The sequence below is a fragment of the Sphingobacterium corticis genome (assembly GCF_042684745.1).
Classification (GTDB): Bacteria; Bacteroidota; Bacteroidia; order Sphingobacteriales; family Sphingobacteriaceae; genus Sphingobacterium; species Sphingobacterium corticis.
The window spans coordinates 1,401,080-1,418,407 of record NZ_JBHUMA010000006.1; the positions used below are offsets into that span (position 1 = coordinate 1,401,080).

Below are 17,328 nucleotides of genomic sequence, written 5' to 3' on the forward strand. Positions count from 1 at the left end.
AGAGACGGAGGCGCTTACTACGGGTGTAGTTTAGTTGATATATAAATAACTGATAAAAATATACTTATCTAATTTTCAAGCTATCATATTTCAATTATTTAAAAATTCAAGATTTTATATAAATCGAGATAAAAATTAATCATTTAATTATACTCTAGTATTATACAACAATTTATCCGAATACATACGAATAAGTTATTCGACCTTTAAAGACATTTCAATTTTAAACTTACTTATTAATATTTCTATTTCACTATAGTAGTCTACCATTGAATTAAAAAAGCGTGTCGTTTCTTGGTTTGTAGTATGTTCTTTAAATGAATCTTTGATCTCCGCTAAACCATCTAATGGTAATTCGCCAGTTAAATCAAATTGATGCAGGATGTAGTTCCGTAAGGATTGTCTAAAACTCCTTACCACATCCGTTGCTCTAGAATTGAAATTTAAAAAAAGGGTTTGCATTAATTTATTTCTTTGAGCTTCTGAAAGTGTAGATGTCTCAAGAAATAGACTACAAATTTGCATCTCTGTTTTCAATGTTTGAAATACCCAATATATTATAGGGTACTTTGAATAATCTTTGGAAATGAAATTTATGCTAATCCCTTCTAATATCGTTGTATCGCCAATCTCTTTGAATTTCTCTCTTGAAAGACTAGTTTGTCTATAAACCAAATCTATAGCTCTATTATAATCTACATCCTTTTTATTTTCTTCAAATTCGACATCCTTTTTCTCTATCTCCTTCCGTTGTATCCAGTAATTGAGTGCAAGAAAGCCTATCGTTATTATATTGAGTAAACCTAGTGCTATCTGTATTGAACCATTGAATACATCATATTTGCCCACTTCTTTATCATCTGCATTATGCCAATACAAATAATGTAAGCTACCAACCCCATATAAGGTTATTGCTAATAACAACAAACCTATCATTCCCGACGTTATAGGGTGCTTTTTTATTACTACAAATAGTGATTTCACTTGATATTGATTATGGTTAATTATCAGCAAAGATAATTGATTTCACTAAATATACTCCCCGCGATATACCCCAACCGAAACGCATCTTTAGTTTCAATTGCTTTGCCATCTTTTCTGCGAGACTCGATGCAGCTGTTGATATCTCGCAATCGAAAATCGAATTTGTTCAATTGCTTAAATTGATCTCCTTCGACGGATGTTTCCATAGCGTCTATTATAATAAGTAGATCCTAACCCTCGACGCTTATCGTGAACAATTGCAGCGTTAAGAAGTGCCAACATTATAGCTTGTTGAAATTGCTCGTAACTAGCAAAGTGTTATTTTTCAGACTGAGCAGAATATACTGCGAGGTACAGAGATGGTAAGCTTTGATCAATTTGGCATGTAATAAATTAATCACAAAAGGTATCTACTAGATCACCGTTATCAGAATCACATCACTGTTTATCGCTCACTTTATCGGATAACAGCGAATAGATATATTTTAAAATAAAATATCCCCTCGCACCCCATATGTATGAAGAAATAATAAGATTTGAAATAATTCAGGAATAATTTCAGTGTTGCGAAGGTTAGAGCCTAATTGGCTTAACATTAGCGGAGTTCAAGCAATAGACTCCTCCAAACTACAGGTCAATTTGAAAGAAAAGATTTTGACTTTACAACAGGTAGCAGGTAAAATTTCATCAACATTTGTGAACTTGCCCACCTTAGCTTTGATTAAGCTATTCTTGTTAGAATAATACTTAGCAATAAAGAGTTACCAGTAAAATTTGTTCTAGTAAACACTAGAATAACATTTCTTGAAGATTGTTTTGCTTAGGCTGGTGGTAATACATCAGCCTCTTTTACTGATACTCTTGGAATAGCATCTAACGAAAAAAGTCATCCATAATGAATGACCTGTATTATTGTGGTGTTAATGATAAGATTACTTATCTTCTATCAAATTCAAACGTCAAGCCATTTCTGTTAAGTACCAATTCTCTTCGATCTATCTTTTGAATGGTGAAAGTTATTGGTTCGTCATTCGTTAGGGTAAATGTTAAACTTCGATTATTGTTTGCTAAATAATACGTAAGATCCGCATTATCGGCAGAAATATTTGCCGTTGAAAACTTCATTAAACCTGTATTTCCATAATTGAATATTAATGTAATAGATCTATCTTCGACAACATCGTTCGGATCGCTACTGTACAATTTTTTCAATCTCCATTCACCTACAACCAAGTCTTCAATATTTTCATCTTTGCTACAAGACAACAAAAAGAAAATAGACGTTACAGCTATTAAAAGGTACTTCATTAATTATTTGATTTGGTTAAACGTGCAAAGATAATCTTTGTCACAACATTATGAAAATAAATTAAACTTGATATACTACATTACTAGCGCTTTCTCGGTTATCCATGTATTCCAAAAGATCGTTTAAATAATTCTGTATTTTTCTAATTAAATCATGACGATTGCCTTCAAAAAATTCTGCTGCTAACTGACTCCCAAACCATTTTCATTACGTAGAAACTATCGTACTTTGTTATATTGCTTCTATGAATACAATATAAAATTCCCAGCTCGCATATTCAATTATCCAATTCATAACATAAAGTGATTGCTGGATGTATGAGTATCAATAGGTTTATTTCTGATTCTCGCTTCCTTCTGCGTATTACGCTAATCTTTTTATTGACCTAAACACCACCTTTCAACAGATTCTGGAAATTCAGAATAATTCGCGTAGCTGCAGACTTAGATCTATTGGTACATTTTCACGATAATAATATGGCCGTCATTTCGAAAGCTACTGTAATACATTCGAACTAGGATGTTCTACTTCGTTTCAATCAATAATTTACCTAGCGCAAAGGAAGTGCTCGAATATAAAAAATCTATTTCGGCACTTTTAGTTACCCGTTAACAGCCAACCCATATTTGTCGTGAAAACCGCTACATTTTTCGTTTACCCACTAATACACATCCGCCATTTTCAGGAATAGAGATCGTATAGGTACTCTTATTGGGCTCTAGCTCGACAGATACTGACGTTCTGCCGAGGTTATCATCCACATACGCTAATAACTTGCCGCTTACTAATTTTGAGAGGTCGACTTCAATCGTTTTAGTGGTGGATTCCGCATTAATGCCTGCGATGTACCATTTATTTTGCTTACGGCGAGCCATAACCACATACTTTCCCGGATAACCGTCCAAAAAAAGCGTTTCGTCCCAAGTCGTAGGTACAGATTTCATAAATTCAATCGCAAATTGACTTGCATCTGTCAAGTTATTGGGGGTAATGCCGAAGTTTTGTATAGCACTTTGAAATACAATAGCTGTTGCAATCTGGAAAGTCTCGCTAGTCTTACGTTCCTTTCCTTCGACATTCGTACGACTATGCCATTTATTAAGCAATACAGGACCGAAATCCATTGATGCTACGCTGTTACGAATAAAAGGATGCAATGTCGCGTTGAATGCTTCCATATCATTTGCCCGCTGCGTAAATACTAGATTTTCGGAAGCAAGAACAGCCTCGCTCGACACAAAATTTGGATACATGCGTTCCCACCCTCTAGGCAAGGTGCATCCATGAAATATAACTAGTAGTTGATGCTCATTTGCGTCCGAAAGAATCTCTTCATACAATTGCATGGTCTCTTGCTTGTCGCCACCGAAAAAATCAACTTTTATGCCTTTAATTCCCAATCTTTTCATCCATGCCATCTCTTTCTTTCGCTCAATTGCATCGTTCATTTTGTTTTTTGGTCCTTGCGGCGCATCGTTCCAGTAGCCATTTGAATTGTACCAAAGAAGCAATCCCACGTCTTTCGCGTCAGCATACCTAACGAGTTCTTCTATTTTATCTTTACCGATTTTCGTATCCCACCAGTTGTCCACCAAAGTATATTCATAGCCCATTTCTGCAGATAGGTCTACAAACTTCTTTTGGTCTTCTAGGTTGATACTTTCGTCCTGCCACTCCAACCAACTCCAAGTCGACCGCCCTAACACATAATCTGTGGTGGGACTGTACTTAGGACGAACTACATCTTGGGTAATCGTTGTTTCTAAAATGGGTTGCAATGTATTTCCGATGGTCAAGGTTCGCCAAGGTGTGTATCCCGGCAACGAAAAAGCGGGCTGTACCGCTCCCAAACCGTTATTCTCTTCTTGCTCCGGAAAAGCAATAGAATATAAGCCTTTCGCATTCGGCTCACTGAGTTTACTACCACAGTAATTTCCATCTACGCCAGTTTCTGAAACCAAAACCCATCCTTTATCGCTTACCTTAAACAACGCTGGAAAAGTGAATCCAATACCATACTGAGAAGATGCATTCAGTGGTGCGTCTACGGTATAATCTTCTTCATAACTGGGTTTGGTTTTCTTCCAGCCGACCATAGCCGGCGACTGCGGAGTCAAGAAAGTGGTGGTGTTTGCGGGAAATTGAAATCCACTATGTTCGTGTTGTATAACAATATTTGCCTGCTCGCCATTTTGCGGTATAAAATATCGAAAAGCTATATTATTGTTGCTCACTTGAAACGTAGTCTCAAAAACTTGTCCTTCGTTATTCTCCCATCTACAAATCAGCTCATTAACTTCATAACTAACGTCGCTTTTTTTGAAACGGGATTCTGTATATCGCTCGTTAATGGATCGCTCACGCTTTAAAATGAAAGACAATTTGTCTGATAGTGAATGCGTGCTAGCTGTCAATCCAAGAGGTGATTTCGATAACATCATTTCTTCGTCCAAATGGACCGAATAGTTCAACTTTCCACCCTCCAAATGAAGGCCTACTGATAGACGTCCATCAGGACTTCGAACAACCCAGTCTTGTGATAGTGCGTGAAATGAAACGATAAAAAATAAAATCAAACTGCAGTAAATATTTTTCATAATCATAAATGGATTAACAAATTTTGGTTTTGCCGATAAACACAACAATATTTTAAAAAAGTAAAAGCAGCAAGCCGGAATGACCAGTTTAGTGTGTACTATAATCTTTTTCTGCTTGCGCGCCTGTCCAGATCTTCTGCGAAGTCCAGGGTTGAGCGGGATCTGACCAAAACGTATGAGATTCGGATAAACCCAAAGGAAGAAAAAGCGTTGCTGCTAAATATGGGCTGCCCTGATTATTATAAAAATCTCCTAAACTTTCCTGAGCGCCATACAGACCTATAGTCAACCAACCATTCCGATAAGTAGAGCCGCTTTCCGTAGTTTTTCGTAATACCGCAGTTAATGCGCTGCGCACTTGTGCCGGGGGCAACCTTTCAGGCAAGCGATCTTTGAAAGCCATATCTGCCAAATGATGAAATGCTGCACCACGATAAATTACCGAACGACCGGAAGCTGGATAGGTACCATCTACATGAATTAAACGTTCTAAAATCTCGGCGTAACGTTTATTCCGTTTCTTAACGTCATCAAACATACGATTGTATGTGCTCGTTTTTGTGCTAACGACATCCACGAGGGCGCTTAAGTAAGGATGAATTACATAACTATTGTAATAATCAAAGGCAAAATGTTCGCCATCTTTGTAGATACCATCACCTACATACCATTGTTCAAATTGTCGTAAAGCATAATCCACACGCATATTATCCCAAGAATCGGCATATTTAGCTAAAAAAGCTTCATTGACTGCCGAAAACAACAGCCAATTTGAATAGACGGGCAAAAAACGCCGTGTCGAGCGGATAGATTTAACCAATTTTACTTTTGAATCATCAGACAGACTCTCCCAAATCCACGGCGCACGGATAACACCCAACGCTAAGAAAGATGCATCTACTAATTGTTGACCTCCAATATCGAAACGCATGAAATCACGTGCATTGGAATCCAATGCGTTTTCAAATCCTTGGGTTACCCAAATACGATACTGATTGCGTAATGCTTGTTCGTTGGAACTTCCACCTTCTAGCTGCAACCAAGGCGCTATACCCGAAAGTACCCTTCCAAATACTTCCAAGTATTGCACCTGAATGCGATGTTCGCGGTTATCTACATTTTTGGAAGTGACCTGTGGCATCGCGATGCGTAAGCTATCGTGTGCCAAGCTACGAATAACAGGACGAGCCATCTTATCCATCTCCGCTAACCAAAAAGTTCTGTCTGAATTCGACGTATTTCCACTTACCTTTACGACTTTCTTTTGCGCAAAAGAAACCGTACAAATCAAACCAATAAATCCTGTCAATACCGCGATACGCATCCTCATAACCAAGCCTATTTATCTAAATATTTATACAATTCCGTCGCAGCCAACAAATAAGCTCCAACCCCGAAATTAGTCGTAGAATTTTGGTCTACTACTTGCCCAGGAATTGCCTTTTCACCGATTGGTTGCACATAACCAACGGAACCGTCAGCCTGTACTGCCACATCTTGTAAATAGCGCCATGATCGATCAATCACAGGCAAATATTCCGCTGCATTCAGGTAACCTTTGTTCACACCCCAAAGCAAACCGTAGGTAAAGAAGGCTGTGCCGCTCGTTTCAGGACCGGGGGCGTGTTCTGGATCCAGCAAGCTCCGCGTCCAATAGCCTTCTGGCTGTTGCGCTGCGGCCACCGCGGCAGCTAATTGTTTAAATCGCTGCTCGAAAAATGGACGGTGTTCGTAATTTTTGGGCAAATCGGCGAGCACTTTGGCCAGTCCTGCTAAAACCCAACCATCTCCTCGCGCCCAGAAGTCGCGCTTTCCATTCGCGCTCTTGTGCTTTGGGTAGAGGTATTTACCATCTCGATAATACAGATGCGATTCCTGATCGAACATCAGGCTATCCGCATAACGGAAATAAGTGTACAATTTTTCTAGGTACAAAGGATTCTCCGTGACCTGATATAGTTTCGTCATTACAGGCATTACCATATACAAGCCATCTGCCCACCACCAATAATCGTCTGCTGGCGTCGACATCTGGTATTCCATAACTTCTTTGGCGCGACGAATGCGATTCTCGTCTGGATCAATTCGATAAAGATCAATATACGTTTGAAAACAGATCTGCCAGTCGCCAAATAGCACGTAGTCGTCACTTTCTCCATAACTATATTTCCAGTCCTTTCTATTGTCCGATTTGGCTCCCTTCCAATCATTAAACTTTGCCCAGTTCAAACTATAATCCAGAAAAGCGGAATTCTTGGTAACTTCGTAAGCCGCCATATTGCCGGTATGATAGGCTGCCTCATCCCAAAATGCCCAATTCTGCGGTTTGTTTTTTTGCTGCCAGTGCGTATTTACTAACTGGATCGATGCTAACACATCTTTCTTATCGAAGGAATGAATAGCATATTTCTTGTTGGCGCAGCCAACCAACAGTGATACTATTACAGCGATACCAATATTTTTTTTCCAATTCATATTCCTATTTATTTCAAGAAGAAAAGCAAACTTGACGTTTGACTTTTAAAATTCTTTATTTCAATGGTATTGTTACTTCCGCAGGTTGCAACCAAGGTGCTGATAGTCGTACTCGAATCTCTTCCGAAGGTTTCCCATCTGCACGTACATACACCATCATTTTTCCTTTGAAAGCACGTTGTTGATTATCCGTATAATCCGACATATCGCTGTTGTTACCAGCTTCCATACCCAATAAAGTACCCGATCCTACGATTTGACAAGTAATCTCATCATCAGCCGTTGGAACGACTATCCCATCTTGATCCACAATCTGAAGGGCGATCTGCGCCAAACCTCCATCTGCGTTTACCGCTTGATTAGCTCCTTCTACTACCTTTAGCGCAAAGGATCTTTTGCTCGTTTTTAAATCGTGCGTTACGATTTCGTGTCCAGACTTATCTAAACCGACCACCGTTAACGTGCCCGCTGCATACGGAATATCCCAGTAGACGATACCATGGCGATCATCAGCCGATTTTTCTGCTCCAATCTTTCGACCGTTAAGCATAAGGTATACTTTTGGCGCATTGCTGTAAGCAACGACACGGATTTGTTGTCCTTCACTATAGTTCCATACTGGCCAAGCATCCATAGAAGGTGCTTGATCTTGTTTTTGTCCCTGTTCTGCTTCTAACATAGACCAAGTATCCGTAGCAGCACCACCACCTTGTACGGGGTACGTACCGAGATAAGCCATCGGTTTATCGGACCATAAGGATGCGCGGAAATATCCTCGTGGTTTGGTCGATCCAGCAAAATCAAGCAATCCTGAATAGAAACCGCGGGAAGGCCAGCGACCTGACTCACCTAAGTAATCGATACCTGTCCACAGGAACTGACCGAAAATATGATCATTGTCGGTTACCGCTTTCCAAGCACCGTAATCATGGCGGTTTTCACTACCATAGATTACTCTTTCAGGATATTTGGCGTGATCTTCTTTATAGCGACTTTCGGTGTAATTGTAGCCAGCAATATCCAATGCGCCAGGATAAGCTGTTTCATTGGACATGGCAACGCCTGCTAATCCAGCGGTTACCGGTCTAGATTTGTCATGCTCACGCACTACTGCTGCTAAGCGCTCAGCAATACCACCCAAACGCATAGCATCGGGTGCATCTTTCCGATATCCGCCAAAGATAGGCTGCGTAAAACCACCTCCTTGTCCTCCATCCAATACCGGATGCGAATACGGATCATTCGGATAGTCTACTTCATTACCGATGCTCCAAGCGAAGATGGACAAATGATTTCGATCGCGACGCACCATATCGGCTAAATCGCGCTCGCCCCATTCTTTGAAATAATCAAAAGCTCCTTGAAAACCTGGTTTACCAAGATTCCAGCCCGACAACCATTTGCGTTTAGGAAATTCCCATTCGTCAAAAGCTTCATTCATTACCAACATGCCCAATTCATCACACAAGGCATATAAACTGCTCGCTTGCGGATTATGACTAGTACGAATGGCATTTACGCCCATAGATTTTAATTGCAGCAATCTTCTGCGCCATACTTCAGGATATACCGCAGCGCCCAATACACCAGCATCGTGATGTACACAAACACCTTTTACTTTCATCCACGTTCCGTTCAATGCAAAGCCTTTGTTCGGATCGAAGGTGTAGGTACGGAAACCTGTACGCACGCTCGACTGATCTACCACTTTGCCATCTTGTGTTATGATCGTTTGCAATGTGTATAAAGTAGGATTATTGAGGCTCCACAATTCAGGATCATGGACTTCCAACGCATTATTTACCGCTTGCTTACCTTTTTTTGGAACGTTTAATTTCGTGGTTTTCTTATTTACCGTTTTCCCAGCAGCATCTAACAAAGTATGCGTTACTTGCAAATTAACCGCTTGGTCTGAATGATTTTGTACGGGTGTTTCAATCCTCAAGATGCCTTTGTTTTTATTGACTTCAGGATATACATACAATCCAAATGGTTCCAAATGCACTTTATTTGCCTGCACCAACCATACATCGCGATAGATTCCCGAGCCAGTGTACCAGCGCGAATCGGCATCTTGCGTATGATCTACGCGCACCGCGATGGTATTCTCTGCGCCATATTTCAAATGCGGTGTTAGGTCGTACATAAAGGAAACATATCCATTTGGTCTTTTGCCTAACGAATGCCCATTGACAAAGACCTCGCTGCGATTATATACGCCCTCGAAATAGATGTAAAGTTGTTGACCTTTCTTATCGGCATCAATGAAAACTTGTTTGCGGTACCATCCAATGCCGCCTGGTAAATAGCCGGTCGCGCTAGCTAAAGTTGGACTTAGTGGTTGCTGTACGCTCCAATCATGTGGCAGTTGGACGGAACGCCAAGAGCGGTCCAATTTCTCGGTTGTCGCAGCATCGCTCTGATCGCTTAATTTAAATTGCCAATCCTTGTTAATTTTGGTCGCGCTACCAAAGTCGGCTTGTGCTATTACCTCGTTGCTAGCGTTTAACAGCAATAAGCAAACGCTGATATTAGCAACAAAAAATCGGGTTAATTTTGAATACATGTCGTTTGTTAAAAATTAGTGTTTGTCATTAAAAGATTAGTTTGTAGGAACAACCGGCAAGATAAATCCCTGCTCATCAAAGCGTAAAGCATCGATCGCTACTTCGCGGTGAAAACCTGCTGCATCCCCCATCTTGATTCCATCCGGATAAGAAAAGCGATGATAAACGATATACCACTCCTCTTTTCCAGGCACTTGAATCACGGAATTATGTCCGGTTCCATAAATTCCTTTTGCTTCATTCTTCGTTAAGATCAGGTTGTTTGCTGGAATTTGAATAGGCGATGTTGGCGAATCGGCAATACCGTAACGTACGCGATAATTTTGACTTCTGGTATCATCTTCCGACCAAAAGAAATAGTATTTTCCTTCGCGGTAGATTACAAATGCGCCTTCGCGAAAAGTTCCATCTGTTGGTGTCATCACTTTGGTCGTATTTGGTTTCAAAGAAATCATATCCTTGTTTAACTCCGCGACGGCCAAATAACCATTGCCCCAGAATAAGTAGTTTTTCTTAGATTTAGGATCGTAAAACACCGCAGGATCGATTTCCTGTCCGTTGTTTATTCCTTCTGGTTTGCTATTCACCAATGGTTTTCCCGAATCAAGAAATGGTCCTTGCGGATTATCAGATACTGCTACTCCGATCTTTTGTGCTGCGGTGAAATAGTAGAAATACCGGTATTTTCCTTTATCATTCTTCTCAATAATCGTCGGTGCCCAAGCATGACGATCAGCCCAAGAAACATCTTTTTTCAAATCCAAAATCACACCTTCATCTGTCCAATTTTTCAAATCGGTGGATGAAAAAGTTTTAAAATAGTACCCACCCCAACCATCAAATCCATCGCTGGTGGGATACAGATAGTACTTTTTGTCCTTGTGCGAATAGATGATATCTGGGTCAGCATAATAACCTTCTAAAACAGGATTTTTGGCTGCAGGTATTTGAATTCCTGCTGGCGTTCCCCACCGATCGGTCACTGCTTTTAACTCATTCCGCGATAGCGGAATAATAGAACCATGTCTGGGGTGAAAATCCATGCTGATATCTTCATCAATTACTTTAAACCGATCCAGATCTACACTTTCACAGAATTGGTATTTGCCTTTGCCATATACATCGTACATCAAGATGTACTTGTCCGAATGGTTCAATTTAAACACGCTAGAGCCTTCTACCGCATCAGTCGTTTGCTGTTTATAGCCGGGTTGCTCGATCCATTTTCCAGAAGTCAATGAATCTGTGATCGCTAGGCGAAGACCATTGCCATGTCCTTCGGTTTTGTAAAAAAGGTAGTACAAGCCATTTTTCAAAATGATATCGCCATCAATACAAGATTTTTGGTTTTTAGGAACAAACAGCTTTTTAGGTGCTGCTTCTAGATCGGTAAAATCTTCATTCGCGTACGCGTAATAGATAATATCTGGTCCATCACCATGCTGCATAGACCAATAGACCATGTACTTATTGACCGATGGATCAAATATGGTTTGTGGTGCCCATACACGTTTCAAACCTTCGTGACCTGTAAAACGTGTCGGAATATGGATCTTGCTGTGCTTCCAATCCACCAAATTGTCGGACTTCAAAAGAATCATACCACGGTTGGAATCCCAACCTTTGCTCGATGTCATATCTGTCAGCACCATGTAGAAAGATTTTCCATCTTCACCACGTAAGATGTGTGGATCGCGGACGCCACCTGTAGAACTGATTTCGGCCGAGCTCAATACGGGTTGATTGCCGTTGAGCGCCCGGTAATTGTAGCCATCGGTACTCACGGCGAAACAAACGGACTCATCTTCGACCGCATTGCCTTTGAAATAGGCGAATAAATAGCCAACATAATCTTTATCTACAGGGCCTGATTTATAAGCTTGTGCCAGCAACAGGGAGCTACTTAATAAATAGGCGACTAGGGTAATAATTATTCTCATTGAAACAAAATATTGGTCTTTAAAAGTTAGTTGACTCCTTCGGAGGTCATTTGAATGCGTTTGATGGTACCATCTTTATTGAAATACAGACGATCAATACATACCGAACGACTATAACTACCGCCATCCGTCTGTATGGCGCCATTGTGGTAAATAAAGTACCATTTGCCTTTGAACTCGACAATCGATTGGTGATTGGTATTGCTATTACCTGCAATCTCGTTTAGCACGCCTTTGTATTCATAAGGACCTTCCATCCGGTCGCCCATGGCATAAGCAATCTTTTCTGGGAATCCAGATGCGTATGTTAGGTAATATTTCTTTTTGTATTTATGAACCCAAGGTGCTTCAGTGAAATCCAGCTTATCAAATTTGATCTGCTTTATTTCTCCATCGATTTCGATCATATTATCCTTTAGCTTAGCGTAATAACATTCGCGATTACCCCAAAATATCCAAGCTTGTCCATCGTCGTCAATATGCACAGCAGGATCAATACAAGCCCAAGTATGGCTTGATGCAAAACAATCTTCATTCGTTAACAAAGGTCTTCCCAAAGCATCTTTGAAAGGACCTGTAGGCGAATCGGATACCGCCACACCAATGCCTGACCAATTGGTACTGATGTACCAATAATATTTCCCATCCCGTTCCGCCACATGGCCGGCAAATGCATCACCACTTTTTGCCCAAGCAAAATCGGTAATCTTTAATGGCACTTCGTATTCCGTCCAGTTTTTCATATCTGTCGTAGAATAGACCAGCCAATCTTTCATCACGTATTTCGTCTGTCCGCCAGCCAAATCGTGGCCAGCATACAACCACAGCGTATCGCCCTGCACAAGCGCCGCTGGATCGGCCGTGTATTTATCTTTGATAATGGGATTGCCCGTTGCCACGAATTGCTTCACAACTTTCGGACTGGCATTTTGCGCAGTTGCGACCGAAAACGCACCTAGCAAACAGGCGGCAGTAACGCATGCTTTATTCCGAATGTTTTTGTATATTTTTTTTGTCGATTTCATCATTAAAAGTTGGTGACCGGCGTATCGGATAGATTATCCCGAAGCAATCTTATGTTGGTTAATTTTGCGGTTTTTTTACCAGAGTTCGCTTCTACACGAATAAGTAGATCGGCATTGGCTTGTATTTCTTTTGGCAAGGCAATAGTTTGCTGTTGCAAGCCGGACGCATTCTGATCGTTAGTTAATCTGGCAACCTGCACGCCGTTAATAGCCATGCTGTAGTCATATTCGTCTTCGGCAAAATATTGAATATATAGGAATTTGGCTTCGCCGGATGATTGACGAAGTTGATAACTAAACCACCCGTCCGCTTCGCGCCACTGTATGCCATTATGCGCACCCGTAGTAGATTGCGAAGATTGTATGCCGTGATCGGATTCGGGCTGCTGCTGCCCTATACGAACCTGATCGATGGTCAGCTTTTCTAATCGTTCCAGATAAGCATCGCTTACCCGATCAAAGTAGTTCTTAGCTTCATACTGAGATTCGGCGTACGGCCAGTAAATCTGATAGCGTGCATCGTGAATTTGGGAAAATGGTTGCAATATTTGAGTCTGCGGCTCTCCTTTCAAATTCTGTGCTTTCAATGCAAAGCGAAGTTCTTTTGCTGAAATTAAATCGATCGATTGCGCCAGATTGTCTTTATCACCAACTAATAATGGAATGTCAGTGGCAGCAACCTGCCTGCCTTTGGCAATATGGCCACCACGGCTATCATCCGCCAGCAATCCGACGATATCGTCTTGCGAAGTGCTCGTGCCAGCCAACACGACTGGCCCGTAGTTAAAAGCCAAATATGCCGAGTTATCTGGAAATGTTTCCAGTTCTACATGCATTGGCAATACTAATTTGACCTCATCGCCATCTTTCCATTTCCGCTCAATTTCGATATAACCCTTCGTGCCTTCCTGAATTTTTTGTTTTACGTCGTTTACAAAAAGAGATATTTGCTTTTCTTTTGTCCAGTTCGGCTTTCGTAGATGTAGGGTAAACTTTTTCGCTTTATCAGCGTGTATTTTAAAATTGATTGTATCAGTACTTGGAAATTGATGCTGTTGCACCAAGCGCACATCCATCTTTTCCCAAGTCAATACTGACGGAATAAATAGATTGACCCATAGCGCTTGATCTTGCTCACCATAGATGAACTCGCCGTATTTTGAATGGCTTTCTAATCCAGAACCCACACAGCACCAAAAGCTTGTTTGAGGCTGCGAATACACACGGTAATGTGCTGGTCGCATCGGCGTGAAATAGACCAATCCGCCGTGTTTTGGATGTTGTGAAGACAAAATATGATTGTACAAAGCCCGTTCGTAATAATCTGCATAACGCACATCGCCTGTACGCTGAAAAAGTTGCGCGCTCAGCTTAAGCATATTGTAGGTGTTGCAGGTTTCTGGCCCTTCTACACTGGTAATCATGGTCGAAAAATCATCCGAAGGATGGAAATGCTCATACGTACTATTCCCTCCGATCGCTACGCTACGATTGCGCACCACGGTTTCCCAAAAAAATTCTACACCATCGTACCAAGCTTCGTTATCTTCTAACTTGGCAATACGTTCCATACCGATTACTTTTGGTATTTGCGTGTTGGCATGCATGCCTGTCAAGAGATCTTGTCTGCTCAACAAAGGATTTAGGAAAGAATTTTGGGTAAAGCGCTTGGCTAAACGAACATGATCTGGATTTTTAGTCCAAAAAGCGACATCTGCAAACACTTCATTCAGACCGCCATGCTCACTACGCAGCATATCTTGCATTTGCGCGTCGCTTAGTCCATCCGTAAGGTGTACCGCCCAATCGGTCATCTTAACCAACATATCTTTGGCAACTTGATAACCCGCAATTTGGTATGCATCGCGCAAACCAGCAAACGTTTTGTGGATATTATATAAAGGCACCCATTTGCCATTCAAATCAAAATTGCCTGCGCGAATATTACCGTTACTAATCTCCCGCCAGAGCGCTGTGCTACCCGGCACACCGCCAATATATCCGGTGCCAAGCGCATCTTGACAGCGCTGCAATTCGGAAAGTGCATATTCTAAGCGTTCTTGTATTTCTCTATCCTCCGTCGAGGCATACAATAAGGACAGACCGGATAAATAATGACCGGCAGTATGGCCATCTAGACCGGAGTTTTCCCAATTCGGGTAACTGACTGCTTTTTCGGGCAAACCTGCTTCACGGAGAAAAGGTGCAAGCAAACGATCGGCATCCAAGGCCAACAGATAATCACGATTCAGCGATTGTGCATTTAAAAATGGACTATCCAACAACCGCACCTGCTTGATCGGGAGCAATTTTATGTTTCCCTTTTGTGCTTTAGCGGGCACAACTACTAAAGCAGCAAAAGCAAGCATCCAATACATATTCCGCTTTCTAAACATAGCTTGTTGATTGCTCCGATTTAATATTTGATTTTGATGGTATAAAAAGCATGTGGCTGCATCGGCAAATCCACTTTTTTCTTATTCACCGGTAAGGTAGTTTGTTGCGGAACAACGCGTAGCTCTTTACCTACCGCATTGAATGCACCTAGATCGTTGGCTGTGATAAATTCGACTTGGGCATTCTTTTCTAGCTTCTGCGAACCATTCAGATTAAGTGCGATTTGTTTCGCCTGTCCGCTGACATTTACCAGCTTCAAGGTAATGTTACGATGTTCTTCATCTAACACGGCAGAAGCATACACGCTATCTTGTCCAGCAACGGCAGTTCCTTGATCAAGCAGCGATAAAATATGGGTACCTCTGTTAGTTGAATAGGCTTTTTGCACGTAATAACTTGGCGTAGGATATACTTTCATATTATCTACCCAAATCAAGTTTGGATTCCATTGCCAGCCTTCAGCATGGGCAAATAATGGCGCATAAGAAGCCAATTGCACGACATCTGCATTACGTTCTAATCCAGTTAGAAAGGCCGCTTCAGATAAGGCCGCTTCCCAGTTATTGCGTTGCTCCGCGTGCGTTGCTGTGCGACTGTGTGCTGCGTATTCACCAGCAAAAATTTTTGGTCCCTGACGATCGTAGTTATCGTAGCGTTTCGCATTATTCAAGAACCATTTTGGTTCTTGGTAGAAATGCTCGTCGATGATATCTACATGCATCGTACGTAGCTCTTTATCCAAGTATTCGAAATATTCACCACTAGAATACGGTCCTGCACTTGCTATGATCTCTACTTCTGGATGTTTCTCTTTTAGTATTTTTTGAAACACGGCTAGACGTTCCACATATTGAGGTCCCCAGTTTTCATTTCCTACGCCCAGCATCTTTAAGTTAAATGGTTTTGGATGTCCCATATCTGCACGCACTTTACCCCACTTGGTGTTTTCCGAACCGTTAGCAAATTCGATCAAATCGATTGCATCTTGAATATAAGGATCCAACTCATCCAATGGCACTAATTCGCCCGTGTTGAATTGACAAGCCATACCACAGTTGAGGATAGGAAGCGGCTCGGCACCGATATCTTCTGCCATGAGGAAGTACTCATAAAAGCCTAAACCAAATGTTTGGAAATAATCTGGCGTTAGGCGATGTGCAAATTCGGTGTTCCAACGGTTTATGATCAATTGACGATCTTCAATCGCTCCTACAGTCTTCTTCCATTGAAAGCGTTGCGAAAGATCAAATCCTTCGACAATACATCCACCCGGAAAACGTATAAATCCCGGTTTCAGATCGGCCAAGGCTTGTACCATATCCGCTCGTAAACCTTTCTTTCGGCCTTTCCAAGTATTTTCCGGGAATAAAGAGATCATATCTAAATCAATCACACCTTTCCCTTCAAACCACATCCGGAAAGAGCCTTTGGGATCTGTTTTGGTAGCGACCAACCGTGCCTCCGCGCTTCGCCAGTTTTGCACACCTGCAGTAGGTTGAAAATCTGTCTCCGCAATCACTTGATCCGTAGAATCTAATAACTCCAGCTTGACACGAATACCAGCATTAGCTTGACGGTATAATACCGAAAAATCATAAGCCAAACCTGCTTTGATTCCCATACCACGAAAACCTTCGTTTTTTAGGCCAAGCGTCGTATCTACGTTGCGCGTATCTACTCTTAGATAACGCGGGTTGGCTTGATGTTCTTCTTCCTGCCGATTCAAGATCGTCATGCTCGCTTCGGTATTTTTGCCCAGTTTTTCCCATCCCATCATCGGTCTGAAAAATTCGAAAGAACGGTTTTTGATCAGCTCAGCATAAATACCTCCATCTGCCCCCATATTAATATCCTCAAAGAAGATTCCCCACATGTTGCGATTGATCTCGCCTTTCGGTGTATTCATATCCACCACGAAGGTTTTTTTATCTTGCGCGGACACATCATTGGATTGCATTTGTAGTACTACAAATAGCAGCGCTATTTTTAATAGATTTTTTCGAGAAGAAATATGTTTTCCGGTAAATGCCATAA

General features: G+C 41.4%; 11 protein-coding genes. All 11 read right to left on the reverse strand.

Annotated features, from left to right (window positions below; genetic code table 11):
* Positions 1 to 195 precede the first annotated feature (195 nt).
* The gene (locus ACFSQ3_RS12005) at positions 196 to 984 is read right to left on the reverse strand and encodes a hypothetical protein (protein WP_380869790.1); all 789 of its coding nucleotides are present in this window, start codon (positions 982 to 984) and stop codon (positions 196 to 198) included.
* Positions 985 to 1,007: 23 nt separating this feature from the next.
* Positions 1,008 to 1,190 (reverse strand): hypothetical protein, encoded by a 183-nt coding sequence (locus tag ACFSQ3_RS12010; protein WP_380869791.1) that lies wholly within the window; start codon positions 1,188 to 1,190, stop codon positions 1,008 to 1,010.
* A gap of 730 nt (positions 1,191 to 1,920) precedes the next feature.
* A complete protein-coding gene (locus ACFSQ3_RS12015) occupies positions 1,921 to 2,292 on the reverse strand; it encodes a lipocalin family protein (protein WP_380869792.1) in 372 nt (123 codons plus the stop codon).
* 642 nt (positions 2,293 to 2,934) lie between these two features.
* A complete protein-coding gene (locus ACFSQ3_RS12020; RefSeq protein ID WP_380869793.1) occupies positions 2,935 to 4,890 on the reverse strand; it encodes a glycoside hydrolase family 97 protein in 1,956 nt (651 codons plus the stop codon).
* Between the two features lie 88 nt (positions 4,891 to 4,978).
* On the reverse strand, positions 4,979 to 6,220 hold the full coding sequence (locus ACFSQ3_RS12025; protein ID WP_380869794.1) for a DUF2264 domain-containing protein: 1,242 nt from the start codon (positions 6,218 to 6,220) through the stop codon (positions 4,979 to 4,981).
* Positions 6,221 to 6,228: 8 nt separating this feature from the next.
* The gene (locus ACFSQ3_RS12030; protein ID WP_380869795.1) at positions 6,229 to 7,365 is read right to left on the reverse strand and encodes a glycoside hydrolase family 88/105 protein; all 1,137 of its coding nucleotides are present in this window, start codon (positions 7,363 to 7,365) and stop codon (positions 6,229 to 6,231) included.
* 55 nt (positions 7,366 to 7,420) lie between these two features.
* A complete protein-coding gene (locus ACFSQ3_RS12035; protein ID WP_380869796.1) occupies positions 7,421 to 9,931 on the reverse strand; it encodes a sugar-binding domain-containing protein in 2,511 nt (836 codons plus the stop codon).
* Positions 9,932 to 9,967: 36 nt separating this feature from the next.
* Entirely contained in the window at positions 9,968 to 11,872 is a 1,905-nt protein-coding gene (locus tag ACFSQ3_RS12040) for a family 43 glycosylhydrolase (protein ID WP_380869797.1), read from the reverse strand.
* Between the two features lie 26 nt (positions 11,873 to 11,898).
* A complete protein-coding gene (locus ACFSQ3_RS12045) occupies positions 11,899 to 12,900 on the reverse strand; it encodes a glycoside hydrolase family 43 protein (RefSeq protein ID WP_380869798.1) in 1,002 nt (333 codons plus the stop codon).
* On the reverse strand, positions 12,900 to 15,293 hold the full coding sequence (locus tag ACFSQ3_RS12050) for a beta-L-arabinofuranosidase domain-containing protein (protein WP_380869799.1): 2,394 nt from the start codon (positions 15,291 to 15,293) through the stop codon (positions 12,900 to 12,902). The genes ACFSQ3_RS12045 and ACFSQ3_RS12050 overlap by 1 nt, the downstream gene beginning before the upstream one ends.
* A 20-nt stretch (positions 15,294 to 15,313) precedes the next feature.
* A complete protein-coding gene (locus ACFSQ3_RS12055) occupies positions 15,314 to 17,326 on the reverse strand; it encodes an alpha-L-arabinofuranosidase C-terminal domain-containing protein (protein ID WP_380869800.1) in 2,013 nt (670 codons plus the stop codon).
* Between the last annotated feature and the right edge of the window lie 2 nt (positions 17,327 to 17,328).